The organism is Azohydromonas caseinilytica, assembly GCF_012927045.1.
Classification (GTDB): domain Bacteria; phylum Pseudomonadota; class Gammaproteobacteria; order Burkholderiales; family Burkholderiaceae_C; genus Azohydromonas; species Azohydromonas caseinilytica.
Genome location: NZ_JABBFW010000021.1, coordinates 57,053 through 76,363, shown reverse-complemented (window position 1 = coordinate 76,363; position 19,311 = coordinate 57,053). Strand labels below are relative to the sequence as shown.

The 19,311-nt window shown below is 71.1% G+C and carries 16 protein-coding genes; 10 read left to right on the top strand and 6 right to left on the bottom strand.

Annotated elements, in window-relative coordinates; translation table 11 throughout:
- Positions 1-96: 96 nt before the first annotated feature.
- Complete coding sequence (locus HHL10_RS22425; RefSeq protein WP_169162630.1) at positions 97-1,329, top strand: GGDEF domain-containing protein; 1,233 nt, start codon at positions 97-99, stop codon at positions 1,327-1,329.
- Between the two features lie 29 nt (positions 1,330-1,358).
- Here the strand turns inward: HHL10_RS22425 and HHL10_RS22420 are convergent, their stop codons facing one another.
- The gene (locus HHL10_RS22420) at positions 1,359-2,975 is read right to left on the bottom strand and encodes an ABC transporter permease (RefSeq protein WP_169162629.1); all 1,617 of its coding nucleotides are present in this window, start codon (positions 2,973-2,975) and stop codon (positions 1,359-1,361) included.
- A 69-nt stretch (positions 2,976-3,044) separates the two neighbouring features.
- Between HHL10_RS22420 and HHL10_RS22415 the strand changes: the two genes are divergently transcribed.
- From HHL10_RS22415 to rocF, 5 genes are all read left to right on the top strand, one after another.
- Positions 3,045-4,139: an ABC transporter ATP-binding protein gene (locus HHL10_RS22415; protein ID WP_169162628.1), complete on the top strand. Its 1,095-nt coding sequence runs from the start codon at positions 3,045-3,047 to the stop codon at positions 4,137-4,139.
- Between the two features lie 237 nt (positions 4,140-4,376).
- Positions 4,377-5,810 carry a S41 family peptidase gene (locus HHL10_RS22410; RefSeq protein WP_169162627.1) on the top strand — a complete coding sequence of 478 codons (1,434 nt, stop codon included), beginning with the start codon at positions 4,377-4,379 and terminating at the stop codon, positions 5,808-5,810.
- 94 nt (positions 5,811-5,904) lie between these two features.
- Complete coding sequence (locus tag HHL10_RS22405; protein WP_169162626.1) at positions 5,905-6,663, top strand: HesA/MoeB/ThiF family protein; 759 nt, start codon at positions 5,905-5,907, stop codon at positions 6,661-6,663.
- 37 nt (positions 6,664-6,700) lie between these two features.
- Complete coding sequence (locus HHL10_RS22400; RefSeq protein ID WP_169162625.1) at positions 6,701-7,603, top strand: LOG family protein; 903 nt, start codon at positions 6,701-6,703, stop codon at positions 7,601-7,603.
- 60 nt (positions 7,604-7,663) lie between these two features.
- Positions 7,664-8,587 (top strand): arginase, encoded by a 924-nt coding sequence (gene rocF / locus HHL10_RS22395; protein WP_169162624.1) that lies wholly within the window; start codon positions 7,664-7,666, stop codon positions 8,585-8,587.
- A gap of 59 nt (positions 8,588-8,646) precedes the next feature.
- On the opposite strand, the gene HHL10_RS22390 is transcribed toward rocF, so the two are convergent.
- The 4 genes from HHL10_RS22390 to HHL10_RS22375 all read right to left on the bottom strand — a co-directional run bounded on the left by HHL10_RS22390 (position 8,647) and on the right by HHL10_RS22375 (position 14,261).
- Complete coding sequence (locus tag HHL10_RS22390) at positions 8,647-10,332, bottom strand: Na/Pi cotransporter family protein (RefSeq protein ID WP_169162623.1); 1,686 nt, start codon at positions 10,330-10,332, stop codon at positions 8,647-8,649.
- Between the two features lie 157 nt (positions 10,333-10,489).
- A complete protein-coding gene (locus HHL10_RS22385) occupies positions 10,490-11,044 on the bottom strand; it encodes a thermonuclease family protein (RefSeq protein ID WP_235971723.1) in 555 nt (184 codons plus the stop codon).
- 1 nt (position 11,045) lies between these two features.
- Positions 11,046-11,438 carry a YkvA family protein gene (locus HHL10_RS22380; RefSeq protein ID WP_169162622.1) on the bottom strand — a complete coding sequence of 131 codons (393 nt, stop codon included), beginning with the start codon at positions 11,436-11,438 and terminating at the stop codon, positions 11,046-11,048.
- Between the two features lie 30 nt (positions 11,439-11,468).
- Positions 11,469-14,261, bottom strand: a complete 2,793-nt coding sequence (locus HHL10_RS22375) for a hybrid sensor histidine kinase/response regulator (protein WP_169162621.1) — start codon at positions 14,259-14,261, stop codon at positions 11,469-11,471.
- A gap of 348 nt (positions 14,262-14,609) precedes the next feature.
- On the opposite strand from HHL10_RS22375, the gene HHL10_RS22370 reads away from it, so the two are divergent.
- The 3 genes from HHL10_RS22370 (at position 14,610) to HHL10_RS22360 (ending at position 15,642) form a co-directional block, all read left to right on the top strand.
- A complete protein-coding gene (locus HHL10_RS22370; RefSeq protein ID WP_169162620.1) occupies positions 14,610-14,792 on the top strand; it encodes a hypothetical protein in 183 nt (60 codons plus the stop codon).
- Positions 14,793-14,810: 18 nt separating this feature from the next.
- The gene (locus HHL10_RS22365; RefSeq protein WP_169162619.1) at positions 14,811-15,296 is read left to right on the top strand and encodes a GNAT family N-acetyltransferase; all 486 of its coding nucleotides are present in this window, start codon (positions 14,811-14,813) and stop codon (positions 15,294-15,296) included.
- Positions 15,297-15,357: 61 nt separating this feature from the next.
- A complete protein-coding gene (locus HHL10_RS22360; protein ID WP_169162618.1) occupies positions 15,358-15,642 on the top strand; it encodes a hypothetical protein in 285 nt (94 codons plus the stop codon).
- Here HHL10_RS22360 and HHL10_RS22355 read toward each other — a convergent pair.
- On the bottom strand, positions 15,634-18,123 hold the full coding sequence (locus tag HHL10_RS22355) for a ligase-associated DNA damage response DEXH box helicase (protein ID WP_169162617.1): 2,490 nt from the start codon (positions 18,121-18,123) through the stop codon (positions 15,634-15,636). The two genes, HHL10_RS22360 and HHL10_RS22355, sit on opposite strands and share 9 nt — an antisense overlap.
- A gap of 128 nt (positions 18,124-18,251) precedes the next feature.
- On the opposite strand from HHL10_RS22355, the gene HHL10_RS22350 reads away from it, so the two are divergent.
- Positions 18,252-18,908, top strand: coding sequence for a hypothetical protein (locus tag HHL10_RS22350; protein WP_169162616.1), 657 nt, complete (start codon positions 18,252-18,254; stop codon positions 18,906-18,908).
- The last annotated feature ends 403 nt before the right edge of the window (positions 18,909-19,311 follow it).

Below are 19,311 nucleotides of genomic sequence, written 5' to 3'. Positions count from 1 at the left end.
ACCCCTCCCTACCAAGCTGTTGTTGCAACAACGTGACAAGCTTTTGCAACAGCCGCTTACTTGAAGGCCCCACCTCCGGGCCGATCAGCAGGGCACATGGACGCCCTGCTCCGCCTCTTCCGTACCACCTCCAGCCGCCCTGACGCCTCGGTGCGCCCGGGCGTGTTCCACCGCTTCGAGCGACTGCAGCGCCTGGGGCTGATCGGCTTCATCGCGCTGTTCCTGGTGCTGGCGCTGATGGCGCTGATGCAGAACGGCCGCTCGGGCCAGGTGATGCAGGCGCACGAGCAGGCGCAGGCGCTGGTGGGCGAGATCAACCAGCTGCGCGGCCGGCTGCTGGACATCGAGGACGCGCTGCGCATCTACCAGACCACCGACAACCCCGCGCTGCTGCGCCTGCGCATGCGCTGCGAGCCGCCCTGCCCGCGCGCCGCGGCGCTGCAGGCGCTGGGGGTCGAGCCGGCGCAGCGGGTGCTGTTCGCGCGCATCGCCGAGTGGGAATCGACCCTGGGCCCGCTGCTGCAGCAGGCGCTGGACGGCGGCCCCGCCACGGCGCCGCTGCCGCTGCCCGCCATCGCCCACATGCGCCGCCTGCTGCTGGAGGCCGAGGAGGTGGAATTGAGCCGGCTGCGCTGGCACGACGAGATCCGGCGCACGCAGAACACCTACCTGCAGCTGGTGCTGGGCGCCACGCTGCTGCTGGCACTGGTGGGCGGGCTGCTGCTGCAACAGCGCACCCGGGCCCTGGTGCAGGCCGGGCTGCGCGCCGAGAAGGCGCTGGAGGAGGCCTCGCTGCGCGACCCGCTCACCGGCGCCTACAACCGCCGCGGGCTGGACCAGCACCTGGAGCGGCTGCTGCGCGACGCGCGGCGCCAGCAGCAGCCGCTGGCGGTGCTGGCGCTGGACCTGGACGGCTTCAAGGCCATCAACGACAACCACGGCCATGCCGCGGGCGACACGGTGCTGCGCGAGATCGTGGCGCGGCTGCACGGCACGCTGCGCGCCGAGGACCTGGTGACGCGCCCCGGCGGCGACGAGTTTGTGGTGGCGCTGCAGGCCCCGGTGGACGAGGCCCAGGCCTGGGCCACGGCGCAGCGGCTGCTGCAGGCGGTGAGCAGGCCGCTGCCACTGCCCGGCGGCGCGACGGCGCGGCTGAGCGCTTCCATCGGGCTGGCGCAGTTTCCGCGCGACGGCGGCTGCGCGCAGGCGCTGCTGGCCGCAGCCGACACCGCCTCCTACGCCGCCAAGCGCGGCGGCAAGAACCGCATCTGCGTGGCAGGGGAATCCAGCGTCGCCTTCGTGCCCGGAGCGCTGCGGCGGGTGTGCTGAGGCCGTGTCGAGGGCGTCGCCGCGCGGCCTCAGCGCCGCCGCAGCGCCCGCGACAGCATCACCACCGGGATCAGTCCCACCGCCACGATGGCCAGCGAGGGCAGCGCGGCCTCGCCCAGGCGCTCGTCGCGCGCGAAGTTGAAGGCCACCACCGCCAGCGTGTCGGTGGCAAAGGGCCGCAGCACCAGCGTGGCGGGCAGCTCCTTCATCACGTCCACGAACACCAGCAGCGCCGCGGCCATGACCGAGCGCTTGAGCAGCGGCGCGTGCAGCTCCGCCAGCACGCGCCAGCGGCCCGCGCCCAGCATGCGGGCGCTGTCGTCGATGGCCCGGGGCACGCGCGCGTAGCCGGCCTCCACCGACTGCAGCGCCACGGCCGAGAAGCGCACCAGGTAGGCGTAGAGCAGCCCGACGATGCTGCCCGTCACCAGCGCGGGCAGCCCCAGCTGCGGCCAGCGCTCCTGCACCAAGCCCAGCGGCAGCAGGATGCCCACGGCAATCACGGCGCCCGGCACGGCATAGCCCAGGCTCACGACCCGCGCCGTCACGCCCAGGGCATCGGGCAGGCGCCCGCGCCGCGCGGGCTGCTGGCGCATGGCGAAGCCCAGCAGCAGCGCCAGCAGCGCCGCGGCGATGGCGGCCAGGCCCGCGAGCTGCAGGCTGGACCAGCCCCACTGCAGGAAGCGCTCGACGGGCAGCCCAAACTCCGAATAGCGCACCTCCTGCCACAGCATGCGCAGCAGCACCGCCACCGGCAGCAGGAAGCCCAGGAACACCGGCAGCGCGCACAGCAGCCACGCCGCCACGGCCTTGCGCCCGCGCAGCCGCGCGGGCCGCGCCTCCACCGCCGGGCCGCCGCCGCGCGTGGCAAAGCGCAGCCGCGCCTGCGCGCGCCGCTCCAGCGTCAGCAGCAGCGCCACCAGCAGCAGCAGGATGGAGGCCAGCTGCGCGGCGGCGGTGCGGTCGTTCATCACCAGCCAGGCCTTGTAGATGCCGGTGGAGAAGGTGGTCAGGCCGAAGTACGCGCCGACGCCGTAGTCGGCCAGCGTCTCCATCAGCGCCAGCGCCACGCCCGCGGCCAGCGCCGGGCGCGCCAGCGGCAGCGCCACCGTCAGCACGCGGCGGCGCATGTCGGCGCCCAGCAGCCGGGCCGCCTCCATCAGCTGCACCGCGCGCTCGGCCAGCGCCGTGCGCACCAGCAGGTACACGTAGGGATAGAGGCACAGCACGAACAGCAGCACCGCGCCCCAGAGGCTGCGCACGTCGGGCCACAGCGCCCCCTGCACACCCAGCAGCTCGCGCAGCAGCGTCTGCAGCGGCGCGCCGTAGGCCAGCCAGTCGGTGTAGGCGTAGGCCAGCACGTAAGCCGGCATGGCCAGCGGCAGCAGCAGCGCCCACTCGAAGACGCGCCGCCCCGGAAAGTCGAACAGCGTCACCGCCGCGGCGGTGGCCCCGCCGACCACGGCCACGCCCACGGCCACGCTGGCGCCCAGCAGCAGCGACTGCAGCGCGTAGCCCGGCAGCACCGTCGAGGCCTGGTGGCGCAGCACCTCCATCGCCGCCGCATCCAGCGCGAACCACGCCCCCAGCACACCCAGCACCGGCAAGGCCAGCAGCGCGCAGCCCAGCGCCAGCAAACGCCGCATCACGACGCACTCCCCATGATTGATCTCGCGCAAATGCGAATTGTTTTCATTGAGCCGTATGATAGGCCCATGTTTCTGCAACTCGATCAAGTCAGCGTGCGTTACGCCGGCAGCGCACGCGGTGCGGTGGAGGCGGTATCGCTGGGCCTGGCGGCCGGGCAGATCGGGGTGCTCATCGGCCCCTCGGGCTGCGGTAAGACCTCGCTGCTGCGCGCCGTGGCCGGGCTGGAGCCGCTGGCCGGCGGGCGCATCCTGATGGACGGCCAGGTGCTGGACGAGCCTGCGCGCGGCGTACACGTGGCGCCCGAGGCGCGGCGCATCGGCATGGTGTTTCAGGATTACGCGCTGTTCCCGCACCTCTCCATCGCCGAGAACGTGGCCTTCGGGCTGCGGCACCTGGCGCGCGGCGAGCGCAAGGCGCGCGTGCAGCAGATGCTGGAGCTGGTGGGCCTGGCGCATGCGGCCGGGCGCGCGCCGCACCAGCTCTCCGGCGGCCAGCAGCAGCGCGTGGCGCTGGCGCGCGCGCTGGCGCCGCAGCCGCGGCTGCTGCTGCTGGACGAGCCCTTCTCCAGCCTGGACGTGGAGCTGCGCGAGCGGCTGACGCACGAGGTGCGCGCGATCCTGAAGGCCACCGGCACCACGGCGCTGTTCGTCACGCATGACCAGATGGAAGCCTTCGCACTGGGCGACCGCATCGGCGTGATGCACGGCGGGCGGCTGGCGCAGTGGGACGATGCCTACACGCTCTACCACCGCCCGGCCACGCGCTTCGTGGCGGACTTCATCGGCCACGGCGTGTTCGCGCCGGCGCGCATCGTCAGCGACGGCGAGGGCGCGCGCGTGCGCACCGCGCTGGGCGAGCTGCGCCACGTGGCGGAATGCCCGCTGCCCGCGGGCGACGCCGACGGCGCCTGCGAGGTGCTGCTGCGCGCCGACGACATCGTCCACGACGACGCCTCGCCGCTGAAGGCGCGCATCGAGCACAAGGCCTTCCGCGGCGCGGCCTTCCTCTACACGCTGCGCCTGGCCAGCGGCGAGCGGCTGCTGGCGCATGTGCCTTCGCACCACGATCACGAGGTGGGCGAATGGATCGGCATCCGCGCCGAGGTGGATCACGTGGTGACCTTCGACCGCGCCACCGCGGCCGAGCCGGGCACGGTCTGAGAGGTCCGGGGATCGGGGCCTGCGGCGAAGTGAGCTTCCCGCCCTGCCCGGCCGGCGCGTACCGTCGTCAAAAACCTGGCTGGAGCGCCTGGCGCGAGGGCTTCTACCGGCTTCAGGCGTGAAATTCGCTTGAAAGCCTGAGGTGGCGCGCCACCTTATGGCCCTGCGGGCGCTGACCCGCGGGGGGGCAACCTTATACTGCCCTGGACTGGTTCATCTCGCGGGAAAGCTGTTCACATGGGTGCCAAATTGAAAGTCGCCGGCCTCGTGGCCATCGGCGCCGTGGCGGGCGCGCTCACCACGATGCAACTGCAGGCCGTGGCCCGCAGCACGACTTCGCCGCTGCCGCTGGAAGAGCTGCAGCAACTGGCTGCGGTCTTCGGCATCGTCAAGACCGACTACGTCGAGCCGGTGGACGAGAAGAAGCTGCTCACCGACGCCATCGCCGGCATGGTTTCGGGGCTCGATCCGCACAGCCAGTATTTCGACAAGAAGACGTTCAAGGAATTCCGCGAAGGCACCAGCGGCCGCTTCGTGGGCGTGGGCATCGAGATCGGCATGGAGGACGGGCTGGTCAAGGTGGTGTCGCCCATCGAGGGCTCGCCGGCCTTCCGCGCCGGACTCAAGTCCGGCGACCTGATCACCAAGATCGACGACACCGCCGTCAAGGGCCTGACCATGGACCAGGCCGTCAAGCGCATGCGCGGCGAGCCCAGCACCAAGGTGCAGCTCACCATCTTCCGCAAGGCCGAGAGCCGCACCTTCCCCGTGACCATCACGCGTGAGGAGATCCGCGTGCAGAGCGTGCGCTCCAAGGTGGTGGAGCCCGGCTACGCCTGGCTGCGCGTGAGCCAGTTCCAGGACCGCACCGTGGACGACTTCGTGCGCAAGCTCGAGGAGATCTACAAGCAGGAGCCCAACCTCAAGGGCCTGGTGCTGGACCTGCGCAACGACCCGGGTGGCCTGCTCGAAGGCGCGGTGGCGATCTCGGCGGCGTTCCTGCCTTCCGACGTGGTGGTCGTGACCACCAACGGCCAGCTGCCCGACTCCAAGGCCAGCTTCAAGGCCTCGCCGGAGTTCTACCAGCGCCGCGGCGGGGCCGACCCGCTCAAGCGGCTGCCCGAAGCGGTCAAGAAGGTGCCGATGGTGGTGCTGGTCAACGAGGGCTCGGCCTCGGCCAGCGAGATCGTCGCCGGCGCGCTGCAGGACCACAAGCGCGCCGTCGTCATGGGCGCGCAGACCTTCGGCAAGGGCTCGGTGCAGACGGTGCGTCCGCTCACGCCCGACACCGCGCTCAAGATCACCACGGCGCGCTACTTCACGCCCAGCGGGCGCTCGATCCAGGCCAAGGGCATCGTGCCCGACGTGTGGCTGGACGAGACGGCCGAGGGCAACGTCTTCGCCGCGCTGCGCATGCGCGAGGCCGACCTCGACAAGCACCTGGTGCAGGGCGAGGAGAAGCGCGACGAGGCGCGCGAGAAGGCCCGCGAGGAGGCGCGCCAGAAGCTCGAGGAGCAGCTGGCCAAGCGCGCCGAGCCGCCCAAGCCGCTGCCCGAGTTCGGCAGCAACGAGGACTTCCAGCTCGTGCAGGCGCTCAACCGGCTCAAGGGCAAGCCCGTGCTGGTGAGCAAGACCATGACCGAGCGCAAGCCCGAGTCCGAAACCAACTGAGCCTGAGCCAGCCCGGTCCCGCCGCCTGACACACGCAGACACGAAGCCCGCCGCGCGCGGGCTTCACGCTTTTCAGGGCGGCTATGCTGACGCGATGAACGACGACCAGCTGCTGCGCTACTCGCGCCACATCCTGCTCAACGAACTCGGCGTGGAAGGCCAGCAGAAACTGCTCGACAGCCACGCCCTGGTCATCGGCGCCGGCGGGCTGGGCTCGCCGGTGGCGCTGTACCTGGGCACCGCGGGCCTGGGCCGGATCACGCTGGTGGACCACGACACCGTGGACCTGACCAACCTGCAGCGCCAGATCGCACACGACATGGCGCATGTGGGCCTGCCCAAGGTGCTCTCCGCCGCGGCCAGCATCCACGCCCTCAATCCCGAAACGCGCGTGGTCACGCTGCAGGAGAAGGTGGACGCGGCGCGGCTCGACGAGCTGGTGCGCGACGCCGACGTGGTGCTGGACTGCAGCGACAACTTCGGCACCCGCCACGCCGTCAACGCCGCCTGCGTGCGCCACGGCAAGCCGCTGGTCTCGGGCGCGGCCATCGGCTTCGATGGGCAGATCGCCGTCTACGACACCCGCCGCCCCGAGGCCCCCTGCTACGCCTGCGTCTTCCCGCCCGAGGCCGGCGCCGAAGAGGTGCGCTGCGCCACCATGGGCGTGTTCGCGCCGCTGGTGGGCATCATCGGCAGCGTCCAGGCCGCCGAGGCCCTGAAGTTGCTTGCGGGCATCGGGCAGTCGCTGGCCGGGCGGCTGCAGATGCTGGACGCGCGCAGCATGGAGTGGACCGACATCCGCATCGAGCGCACCGCCCAGTGCCCCGTGTGCGGCGAGCGCGCCGCCCACTGACCCCGACAAAAACGCCACACACCACCCAAGCAGTCCTATGGAAAAGCGCACTGAGCTGACCGCACGCAACTTCCCCACGGCCGAGGAAGAAGCGCTGTCCCTGCAAGAGCCCTCCCCCTACGCCGGCCCCGAGAGCGCCTACCGGCTGGCCTTCACCGATCCGGCCTTCCTGCTGCGCGAGGAGCTGCGCCCGGTGCGCATGCAATTGGAGCTGCTCAAGCCCGAATTGGTGCAGCGCGAGCAGGGCATCGAGTCCACCATCGTCATCTTCGGCAGCGCGCGCGTGCTGCCGCCGGAGGAGGCGCAATTGCGGCTGCAGGCCGCGCGCGATCTGGGCGAGCCCCAGGCGCTCAGGCGCGCCGAGATGGCGCTGCTGATGAGCCGCTTCTACGACGAGGCCCGGCGCTTCGCGGCGCTGGTGACCACGCAGTCGCGCTCGCACGAGACGCCGATCTACGTCGTCACCGGCGGCGGCCCCGGCGTCATGGAGGCGGGCAACCGCGGCGCCTTCGAGGTGGAGGGCAAGAGCATCGGCCTCAACATCGTGCTGCCGCACGAGCAGGCGCCCAACCCGTACATCACGCCGGAGCTGTGCTTCCAGTTCCACTACTTCGCGCTGCGCAAGATGCACTTCCTGATGCGCAGCATCGCGCTGGCGTGCTTCCCCGGCGGCTTCGGCACGCTCGACGAGCTGTTCGAGGTGCTGACGCTGATCCAGACCGGCAAGTCGCGCCCGCGCCCGGTGCTGCTGTTCGGGCGCGAGTTCTGGAGCCGGCTCATCAACTTCGAGTGGCTGGTGGAGACCGGCATGATCAGCCCGGGCGACGTCAACCTCTTCCACTTCGTGGAGACGGCCGAGGAGGCCTGGGAGCGGCTTACCGAGATCTACGGCTTCGACGCGCCCGTGACCCAGACCGGGGAATTCGCCGACGACATCTGAGCCGGCACGACGGCTGCCCGTGGGCATGGCAGCACCCACACCGTTCAGGAGGAACCGCGCATGAACCGCAACGTCAGCCTCATCGGCGCGCCCACCGACGTGGGCGCCGGCGCCCGCGGCGCCAGCATGGGCCCGGAGGCGCTGCGCGTGGCGCGCATCGGCCCGCTGCTGGGCGAGATGGGCCTGAACGTGGAGGACCGCGGCAACCTCACCGGCCCGGCCAACCCCTGGCTGCCGCCGGTGGAGGGCTACCGTCACTTCGACGAGGTGCTGGCCTGGAACCGCGCGGTGCACGAGGCGGTGTACGCCGAGCTGCAGTCCGGCCGCTTCCCGATCCTGCTGGGCGGCGACCACTGCCTGGGCCTGGGCTCCATCAGCGCCGTGGCGCGCCACTGCCGCGAAGCCGGCAAGAAGCTGCGCGTGCTCTGGCTCGATGCCCACGCCGACTTCAACACCGACCAGATCACGCCCAGCGGAAACATCCACGGCATGCCCGTGGCCTGCCTGTGCGGCTTCGGCCCGCAGCCGCTGGTGGAGATCGGCGGCCACGTGCCGGCGGTGAGCCCGAAGTGGGTCAAGCAGATTGGCATCCGCAGCGTGGACGCCGGCGAGAAGCAGCTGCTGCACGACGCCGGGCTGGAGGTGTTCGACATGCGCTACATCGACGAGATGGGCATGCGCCACACCATGGAGCTGGCGCTGGCCACGCTGGACGCCAACACCCACCTGCACGTGAGCTTCGACGTCGATTTTCTCGACCCCTCCTTCGCCCCCGGCGTGGGCACGACCGTGATGGGCGGCCCCACCTACCGCGAGGCGCAGCTGTGCATGGAGATGATCGCCGACACCGGGCGCATGGCCTCGCTGGACGTGATGGAGCTCAACCCCGCGCTGGACGTGCGCAACCGCACCGCCGAGGTGGCGGTAGACATGGTGCAGAGCCTGTTCGGCAAGAGCACGCTGGTGCGGCGCGCACCGCGCTGAGGCGCGGCTTCAGCCGGCCGGCGCCGGGTTGAGGGCGCAACCCCGGCGCCCTCTTGTCCTCACACGTCCTTGACCTGCTGCATCGGCACCGCCGCCGCCGAGGCCGCGGGCAGCTGCCGCGCGGGGGCGGCCAGCGCGCCGTTGGACTCCAGGATCGGGTAGGCGATCGAGCAGATGTGCGAGTTGATGCGCTTCAAGTCGCTGATGAGGTCCAGGTGCAGGCTGCTGGTCTCGATGCTGTGCGGCGTGTTGGCCTGCAACCGCACGATGTGGCTGGCGGCGTACTCGTGCTCCAGGTTGCGGAAGCGCGCCTTCTCCTCCAGCAGCTTCTGCGCGTCGTGCACGTTGCCTTCGAGGAACACGCTCATCCCGAGGCGCAGGTTCTGCAGCAGGCGCTGGTGCAGGTGCACGATCTCGGCCATGCCGGCGTCGGAGAAGCGCCGCTTCTTGCGGATCTTCTTGTCCTCGATGTCCTGCAGCACGCGCTCGATGATGTCGCCGATCTGCTCCATGTTGATGGTGAAGGAGACGATGTCGGTCCAGCGCCGGCCCTCGCGCTCCGACAGCGCCTCGCGCGAGATCTGCGTCAGGTAGAACTTGATGGCCGAGTACAGCGCGTCCACCGTGTCGTCCATCTTGCGCAGCTGCTGCGCCAGCTCCAGGTCGTCGTGGCGCAGCACCGGCTCGATGCCGCGCAGCATGGTCTCGACGATGTCGGCCTGGTGCAGCGCCTCGCGCGCGGCGCAGCTGATGGCCAGGGAGGGCGTGTCCAGCGCCATCGGGTCCAGGTGCTGCGGCCTCGCGGGGGTCAGCGGCGCCGGGGGCTCGGTGAGCCAGCGCTCCAGCCACTGGGCCAGCACGCCGGTGGCGGCCACGAACAGCAGCGCCAGCGCCACGTTGAAGCCCAGGTGGAACAGCACCACCTGGCGCGCCACCGAGGGCGCGGCCAGCTGCAGCCAGGCGGGGAGCTGCGGCAGCAGCGGGATGGCCAGCACGCAGCCCGCGACCTTGAACAGCAGATTGCCCACCGGCAGCCGGCGCGTGGCCACCGAGCCGCGCAGCGTGGACAGCACGCCCAGCAGCCCGCTGCCCAGGTTGGCGCCCAGCACCAGCCCCAGCGCCACCGTCGGCGCCAGCAGCCCCTGCGCCGCCAGCGTGGCCGTGAGCAGCACGATGGCCAGGCTGGAATAGGACAGCACCGCCAGCAGCGCGCCCATGAGCAGGTTGGGCACGATCTCGCGCGGCATGGCGCTCAGCAGCGCGCGCACCACCGGCGAGGCCACCAGCGGGTGCGTGCTCTCCATGATCAGGTGCAGCGCCAGCGTGATCAGCCCCAGGCCGATGAGCACGCGGCCGAAGCGGCCCACGGCGCTCTTCTCGCGCGAGATGAACATCACCACGCCGACGAAGATCAGCAGCGGCGACAGCCACGACAGGTCGAAGGAGAACACCACCGCCATGAGGCTGGAGCCCATGTCGGCGCCGAGCATGACGGCCAGCGCCGCCGAGGTGGGCACGAGCTGCCGGCCCACGAAGGAGGCCATGAGCATGCAGGTGGCGGTGCCCGACTGCAGCAGCATCGTCACGCCCATGCCCGACAGCAGCGCCGAAGGCCGCGAGCCCAGGCTGCGGGCCAGCACGTGGCGCAGGTTTTCGCCGAACAGGCGCAGCACCCCGGTGCGCACGATGAAGGTGCCCCATACCAGCAGGGCAATGGCGGCCAGCAGATTCAGCAGCTCGGTCATGAATACTTCTTCCGGATCACCGGGTCGGCACGCTGCCCTCCATCCCCTCGCGGCGCGCGCCCTGGTTTCGAGATCCGAGCGAGAAGCATGCCCGATCCCCCTGCCCCGAGGCTATGCGGGTTTGCGGAAGGCGCAGCGCCGTCGGGGTCCTGGGTGCTCAACGCGGCTCGCAGGGGCCGTGCCGACGCCGGAACTCGCGCGGATGCAGGGCCGCGGCGTCGGCATGCAGGCCCAGTCCCAAGGCGCGGGCCGCGCGCTCGGCTTGGGCGTAGGGGCCGGGACGGCGGCGCCAGCCGTCGTTCCAGGCCGCGCCCTCGCGCACCAGCCGCTCGCCCAGGTCCTGGCCCTGCGCATCGAACAGCCGCGCCACCAGCCGGCCGTAGCCGTCGCGCGCGGCCACGCGCACGTGCAGCTCGCGCCGGCGCACCAGGGCCTGCAGCGCGGCGCGCGACTGCGGCCCCCAGGCCTGGCACAGCTCGGGGGCGTCCAGCCCCTGCAGGCGCACCTTCAGGGCGCGCCCGCCGTCGCGCGGCGCGATCCACAGCGTGTCGCCGTCCACCACGCGCTCGGCCCGCCCCTGCAGCTCGGCCGGCTTGCGGGCCTGCGCCGCGGGAGCGGCCGCCAGCAGCAGCGCCGCCGCCAGCGCCGACAGCAGCATCCAGCGCCCCGGCCGGCGGTCGCGAAGGCTGCGGGCGGCGCAGCGGTGCTTCATCTCATGACTGCCGGCTCATCCACCAGCGCACCAAGCCCGCCACCACCAGCAGCCACAGCAGCACGATGGCCACCGCGCCCCAGAGCATGCGCGGCAGCTTGTCGGCCTCGGCCTCGGCCTCGCGCAGCCGTGCCTCCCACAGCGGCGCGGGCGTGAGCCGCACCGCCAGCGCGATGCCCAGCGGCAGCAGGATCAGGTCGTCGAGCTGGCCCAGCACGGGGATGAAGTCGGGCACCAGGTCGATGGGGCTGACGGCGTAGGCAATCACGGCCACCGCCACCAGCTTGGCCGCCAGCGGCGTCTCGGGATGCTTGAACAGCTTCCACAGCGCCAGCAGCATCGTCTTGAGGCGCCCCTGGCGCGCGGCCTTGAACAGGCGAGCAACACGTCCCATGCGGCGATTGTGCGCCGCCGCCTGCGCCCCTCAGGCCGGCACCGCGTCGCGCGCCAGCGCCAGCTGCTCGTCGAGCCCGTGCAGGAAGGCGTGCACCTCGATGGGCTTGCTCCAGAACGCGTCGAAGCCGCAGGCCCGCGCCCGCTCCATGCTCTCAGGCATGGCGTCGGCCGTCAGCGCCACGCAGCGCAGGCCGCGCGTGGCCGGGTCGGCGCGCAGCGCCGCCAGCACCTCGTGGCCGCTCATGTCGGGCAGGTTCAGGTCGATCAGCACCAGCGCCGGGCGCTGCTGCCGCGCCAGCGCGATGCCCGCGCCGCCGGTGTCGGCCACGCGCAGTTCGCAATCCGGGCGCAGGGACAGGATGTGCCGCACCAGCAGCGCATTGACCGGCTCGTCCTCGATGTAGAGCACCAGCGCCGGTCCGGGCGCCGCGTCCGGCGCGGACACAGTTGCCGGCACGGCCTCGCTGCAAGCCAGGGCGGGCACCGGCGCCGCGGCGGTGCTCTCCATCCGCGTCGCGGCCTCGGGCCCGGCGGGTAAAGCGGTGACCAGCGCCGCCTTGGCTTCGGTTGGGGCCGGGACGACGGTGGCCTCCTGGACGACCTCGGATGAAAGCGACAGCGGCATTGCCACGGGCAGCTCCAGCGTGAACACGCTGCCGCCCTGCTCGCGCCGGGCCGCCTGCAGGCTGCCGTGCATGAGCCGCGCCAGCCGCTGCGCGATCACCAGCCCCAGCCCCGTGCCCTCGATGCCCGAGCGCTCGGCGCCCAGGCGGTTGAAGGGCTGGAACAGCTGGCCCAGCTGCGCGTCGCTCAGGCCCGCGCCGCAGTCCTCCACGGCGACGCTCACGCGCGCGGCACCGGCCGCACGCGCCGTCAGCCGCACCCAGCCGCCGGGGCGGTTGTACTTGGCGGCGTTGCTCAGCAGGTTGAAGAGCACCTCGCGCAGCCGCGTGGCATCGGCCTGCACCGCCAGGGCCGGGTCGGCAATGTCGGCGTGCAGCGAGACCTGCGCGGCCCGCGCCAGCGGCTCCAGCGCCTGCAGGCAGGCCGCGACCAGCGGCGCCAGCGTCACGGGCGCCAGCACCAGCCGCACGCTGCCGGCCTCGATGGCGGTGAGGTCCAGCATCTCGTTGATCATGGTCAGCAGGTGCTCGCCGGCGCCCTGGATCTGCTGTAGCCGCGGCGCCTGCGCCGCCGGCAGCGGCGCCTGGCGGTCGAGCTGCATCATCTGCGCGAAGCCCAGGATGGCGTTGAGCGGCGTGCGCAGCTCGTGGCTGGTGCGCGCCAGGAACTCGCTCTTGGCGCGGCTGGCGCGCTCGGCGGCCGCGCGCGCGGCGCGGTCCTCCTCGGCGAGCTTGCGCTCGCTGATGTCGAGGTTGGTGCCGGCCATGCGCAGCGGGCGGCCCTGGGCGTCGCGCTCGACCACGCGCCCGGCATCGAGCACCCAGCGCCAGGGGCTGGCGCCGGTGCCGACGCGGTACTCGGCCTCGAAGGCCGGCGTGCGGCCCTGCAGGTGCGCCTCCAGCGCCGCCCGCAGGCCTTCGCGGTCCTCCGGGTGGACCAGCGCCCGCCACGTCGCCACGCTGGGCAGCAGGTCCGGCGCGCTGCAGCCGCGCATGGCCACCCAGCGCGCGTTCCAGGCCAGGGTGCCGGTGGCGATGTTCCAGTCCCACAGTCCCAGGTTGGCGCCGGCCAGCGCCAGCTCCAGCCGCTGCTCGCTGGCGCGCAGCGCGGCGTTGGCGGCGGCGAGCTCGGCGGTGCGCGCGGCCACGCGCGAGGCCAGCTCCCGGCTCAGCCGCGACTGCAGGCGCAGCAGCCGGAACAGCAGCAGGCTCGCCAGCACGCCGCCGAACAGCACCAGCACCGGCGCCAGCTCGGCGTCGCTGTCGCGCTGGCGCAGCTCCAGCAGCCACACCCGCTCGGCCACCGGCAGCCGGATGGACTGGGTCAGCGCCTGGCGCGGCGCCTCCACCTGCGGCCGTGCCGCCGCGCTGTCGTAGAGCAGGTTCTCGACTGCCGGGCGCTGCGCCGCCTGCGTGGCCGGGCCCAGGTCGTACACGCGCAGGTCCAGCCGCCGCAGCAGCTCGCCGCCCACGGTGCCCTCGAAGAAGTCGTCCATGCGCAGCAGTACGGCGACCACGCCCACGAAGGCCTCGCGGCGCTCGGCCACGCTGTCCAGCGGCATGGCGGGGCGGTACACCGGCTGGCGCAGCACCATCCCGGGCTGGTCGCTGGGAATCTGCGACAGCTGCAGCCGCCCCGAGGCGGCAGGCAGCCCGCTGTCGCGCAGCTCTTCGAGGGCCTTGAGGCGCCTGGGCAGCGTGGCCACGTCAAGGCCGAACAGCGCCTCGTTGCCCGCCATGGGCTCGATGAAGTCCGTCACCAGGTAATGCGGCCGCTCACCCTCCGGGCGGATTCTGAAGTCCGGGTAGCCCTGGGGTCGCAGGCTGGTGTCGGCCCGCACCGCGGCCTCGAACGCCGCCTTCTGCGCCGCGGGCACGTGGCGCACGAACTGCAGCGCCACGAAGCCCGGATGGCGCTGCGGCAGCTCCAGCTGCTGCGCATGGCGCTGGAAGTCGGCACGCGTGAGCTTGTCCGAGGACGTGAGCAGCACCCGCACCCCGTGCAGCACCTTGCTCCAGCTGTCCATGCGCCGCGCCACCATGTCGGCCACGATGCGCGAGCTGGCCTCGAAGTCGTGCTGCGCGCGCGCCTGCGCGGTGCCGTGCACGTACTGCGCGGCGCCCAGGCTCAGCACCAGGCCCAGCACCAGCACCAGGAGCGCGAACGATGGAGGCCGGTGCATGGGCAAGGCGGACATGGGAACAGCAGCGGGGCGGAGAGGCGGCCGGGACGGAACGCGCACAATAAACCGGACATCCCCCGGGCTGGCGGCGGCCGGCCGGCCCGAGCGTGACATCTGGACTCCCGGAGCGGGTCACGCGCCGGGAACGGCCCGAGGCGGGCCGCAACCCACCCCGCCGCCCTCAACCCGGAAGCAGCCCGCACGGCCCCGCCGGCACGGACGGCGCCGGCGGCCTGACGCAAATCAACAAACCCTTAACCGGTTGGAGCACGAATGCTTTGCGTGAAGCAATCCATACTCGGATCGGCTTCCTGGGCCGGGGGCCTCGCGCAAGTCCGGCGCCGGCGGCATAAAAGCAGTTTGATGAACTGCCCCGCCGGTTCGGCCCGCCATGCCGAGAGAAGTGCCATGAAGGAATATTTGATGCTGCTGGTGATTTCGATGTTCCTGGCGCACAACGTCGGCACGGCTTACGGCGAGTATGTGAATGCGCTGTACGGCGAGCTGACGGCCAAGCTGGATCGGGTGCAGGTCACGTTGCGTTGAAAAAGCGGCCCGGAGCGCATGCCCGTCCACATCACCGAAGCAGTTTTCCCCCGAGACACCGCGGCCCTGCAGGCCGTGATCCGCGAATATGTCGCCTGGCTGGACATGGATTTGTCCTACCGCGGCTTCGAACAGGAAATGGCCCGCTTTGAGCAGATTTTCACGCTGCCGAGCGGGCTATTTCTTCTGGCGCGCAGTGAGGCGGTCATCGCCGGCTGCGTCGGGTTGCTGCGGCATGACGATCGGAGTGCGGAAGTGAAGCGCCTCTACGTCAGGCCGGGGTTCCGGGGACAACGCCTGGGGCGGCGCCTGCTCGAACAACTGATCGAGCGGGCGCGCGGCCTGGGTTTTGAGCGGCTGATCCTGGACGCGGTGCCGCAAACGGTGGTGGCGCAGGGGGTGTATGAAGCCATGGGGTTTGAGCGGACTGAAGCCTATTACCAGGCACCTTCACCGGGAACAAAATTCTACGAATTCAAGTTGTCCGCGGAAACCACACCATAAAAATCTTGCGCGCGCTGCCGATGATCATTGAACCCAACAGTTTTGAAGCGAACACACGGACATGAGCGACCACGCAAGCCTGATCACGAACGAAGCCGGCCAGGACCTGACCTCGCTGACGCTTGAGGCGGCCCGACTGCTGGTGGCTACCCTGAAAGACATAGAAAGCGACACCAACCAGGCCCGGGAATTCAGGAATATCATCATGGAGCAAAGGGAAAAGCTGGAAAAAGAGCTCGACTCGGAAGCGCCCTCCATACTGAAAATAAAAACCGCCATGGAAGCCGTCAAAGACCTGAGAGAAATCTGCAGCCCGCTCGACGACGGCGTTGATGCGTCAAATTGAAGGCGGGTTGAGAATTCGTTTCAGCCTTTGGTCCAAAGCCTCATTGCTCAACTGCTCCCGCCACCGCTCCACCATCAGCGGCACGGCAAAGGGACTGGGCTGCTTGAGATCGACCAACACCACCCGCTGGGCGGACAGCCTTTGCAGCGTCCGCTCCAGCCGGCCTATTTCCAGCTCCTGCGCCAGCGCCTCATGGCGCGCCTGGGCCAATAACAGGTTCCCCGGGTCGTACTGGCGGAACACGTCGTAGAACAGGCCGCTGGAGGCCTGCAATTGCCGCGCGCTTTTCGCGGCACCGGGATAGCCGGTAAAGACCAGCCCCGCCACGCGCGCGATTTCCCGGAAGCGCCGCTGCGCCAGCTGGCGCGCGTCCAGGCTGGCCAATAAATCGGCCTCCAGGTGGTCACTCTCGAATATCGAGCCGTCCAGCAGTGAATCGATCTCCACCGGCAAGGCGCTGAGCAATTCCAGCCCGTGGTCGTTCACGGCCAATGAAAAAGTGTTCGGCTTCGATTGCGCCAGCCGCCACGCCAGCAATCCCGCCAGCCCCAGGTGCACCGGGCCGCCGGCAAAGGGATAAATCCAGAGGTGACAACCTTCGCGGGACTTGTGGCGCTCCACCAATAACTCGTCGGGCCCGGGCAGCCGGGACAGGCTGGCCTGCAACTCCAGCATCGGCCGGGCCGCGCGCAATTCGGGCTCCTTGAATTTCCCTCGTGCCGCCTCCCACAGCAGCTCCCGGAGCGCCCCGGCCAATTCATCCGACAACGCCATGCGGTTCCCCGACCAGACGGGAATGCGCCCGCTCTTCTTGCTAGCGCGCGTGACGTAGGCCGTCAGCTCGCGCACCCTGACCAGCTCCAGCAGCCGCCCGCCAAACCAGAAGCAGTCGCCCGGCGCCAGGCGCGAAATGAAACTCTCGTCCACCGTGCCCAGGGAGGCGCCGCTGACCATGCGCAGCCGCATGGTGGTTTCAGAGACGATGGTCCCGACCTGCAGCCGGTGCCGGTGCGCGATGGCCCGGTCCGTGACGCGGAAGCGCCCGTCCATCACCTGCAGCCGGTGGTACTGCGGGTAGGCCGCCAGGCTGGCGCCGCCCTGCCCCGCGAAGGCCAGCGCCCAGTCGAACTCCTCGCGCGTGAGGTGGCGGTAGGCCGGCGCGCTCCTCACTTCCTCGTACAGCGCCGGGGCGCCCCAGCCGCCGCCGGGCAGCGCCTCGGCCTCGAAGCCGCCGCCCAGCGCCACCGTCACCAGGTGCTGCACCAGCACGTCCATCGGCTTGTCCGGACTGCGCCGCGGCTCCACCGCGCCGGCCAGCGCGGCGCGGCGCAGCGCCGCCGCCTCCAGCAGCTCGAACAGCTGCGTCGGCACCAGCGTGGCACGGCTGGCGCGGCCCGGCGCATGGCCGGAGCGGCCGGCGCGCTGCAGCAGCCGCGCCACGCCCTTGGGGCTGCCCACCTGCAGCACCCGCTCCACCGGCAGGAAGTCCACGCCCAGGTCCAGCGAGGAGGTCGCCACCACGGCTTTCAGCCGCCCCTCCTTCAGGCCCTGCTCCACCCACTCGCGCAGGCTGCGGTCCAGCGAACCGTGGTGCAGCGCGATCAATCCGGCCCAGTCCGGCCGCGCCTCCAGCAGCCGCTGGTACCAGATTTCGCTCTGCGCTCGCACGTTGGTGAACACCAGCGAGGTGCTGGCCTGGTCAATCTCCTGCACCACCGCGGGCAGCATGCGCAGGCCCAGCTGCCCCGGCCAGGAGAAGCGCTCATCGCCCTCGGGCAGCAGGGTGTCGATGGTCAGCGGCTTGTCGATGCGGCCCCGCACCAGCCGGCCGCCGCCCGCGCCGACCAGGGTGTGCATCGCCTCCTCCAGGTTGCCCAGCGTGGCGCTCAGGCCCCAGGTGACGAGCGCGGGGTTCCAGCGCCGCAGCCGCGCCAGCGCCAGCTGCACCTGCACGCCGCGCTTGCTGCTGATCAGCTCGTGCCACTCGTCCACCACCACGGTGTGCACGCCGCCCAACTCGGCCTGGGCGTCGGCGCGGGTGAGCAGCAGGCTCAGCGATTCGGGCGTGGTCACCAGCGCCTGCGGACGCTGCCGCTCCTGGCGCTGGCGCTCGGCGGAGGTGGTGTCGCCGGTGCGCTGCGCCAGCGCGAAGCCAGGGGCCAGCGCCGGCAGCGGACGCGCCAGCGCCTGCGCCGTGTCGCTGGCGAGCGCCCGCATCGGCGTGATCCACAGCACCTGCAGCCCCTTGGCAGCCGTGCGCCGCTGCAGCGCGCCCAGCCACACCGCGTAGGTCTTGCCGGAGCCGGTGGTGGCGTTGAGCAGGCCGTTCTCGCCGGCGGCCATCGCGGCCCACACCTCGCGCTGGAACGGGAACGGCGTCCAGCCCTGGGTAGCGAACCAGGTTTCGGCCGGGCTCGCGGCGGCCGAACCGGCGGGAAGCGGCGCGCGGTTCGGTGGCCGGGGCAAGCGGGCGAAACTCATGGCGGAAGCGGGAAGTAGAGCGGAAGCTCGAACGTACACGGCGAGCATGCCGCATGCGCCACGGCTGGCCGCGCGCCGGCGGCTGCGCTACCTTGCCCGTCCCTGCCACGTTCCCCGAGGAGTCCGTGATGCGATCAATCCCTGTCGCCCTGCTGTGCGCTGCCCTGCTGCCGGCCTGTGCCCAGCGCCCGCCCCAGCCGGGCTCGCAATTGAGCTTCTTCGTCACCAGCACTGGGCTGGGCCGCGGTGCGGACCTGGGTGGCCTGGCCGGCGCCGACAGGCACTGCCAGACCCTGGCCGATGACGTGGGCGCGGGCGGCAAGACCTGGCGCGCCTACCTCAGCACCAGCGCCGAGGGCGCCACGCCGGCCGTGAACGCGCGCGACCGCATCGGCCCCGGCCCCTGGCGCAACGCGCGCGGCGAGCTCATCGCCGAGAACGTGGCGCAACTGCACCAGGACAACCGCCTCACCAAGGACACCGCGCTCACCGAGAAGGGCGACACCGTGCGCGGACGCGGCGACAGCCCCAACCAGCACGACATCCTCACCGGCACGCAGGCCGACGGCACCGCCTTCCCCGCCAGCGGCAACGACATGACGTGCCGCAACTGGACCCACAGCGGCGAGGGCGCCGCCATGGTCGGCCACCACGACCGCACCGGCCTGGACGAGAGCGCGGCGGCCAAGTCCTGGAACTCCTCGCACCCCACCCGCGGCTGCAGCCAGGACGCGCTCAAGGCCACTGGCGGCGCGGGGCTGCTCTATTGCTTCGCGGAACGCTGAATCAGCGCTTGCGAGCATTGCCGGAAAACCACCTCGAATTGAGATTACCCGATCACCAGGCAATTTCAGCAGGCGGGCAGGCGGCGGCGAGAAAATCAAGGCCACAGTTGAATATCAGACTCCAACAGACCGCCCGGCAGAAAATGCCACCCTTTCCATGGCGATTTCCTGCGCCGCACGGCCAGTTGACGCCATGAATTCAGGCCGCGACGGCATCCCACGGACGGCCATCAACCGCTGGAACTACAGCTTTTCGACTGTGCCCGGCAAATCCGCAAGCACAACCCCAGCCGAGAAAACGGCAATGCCCGGGTAACTTGCAGATACACGGCGCCCCGGAAATGAGGCAGCCGGCCAGCACGATCCCGGGCATGGGCCGGCCCGGTTCCCGGGCCTGGCAACG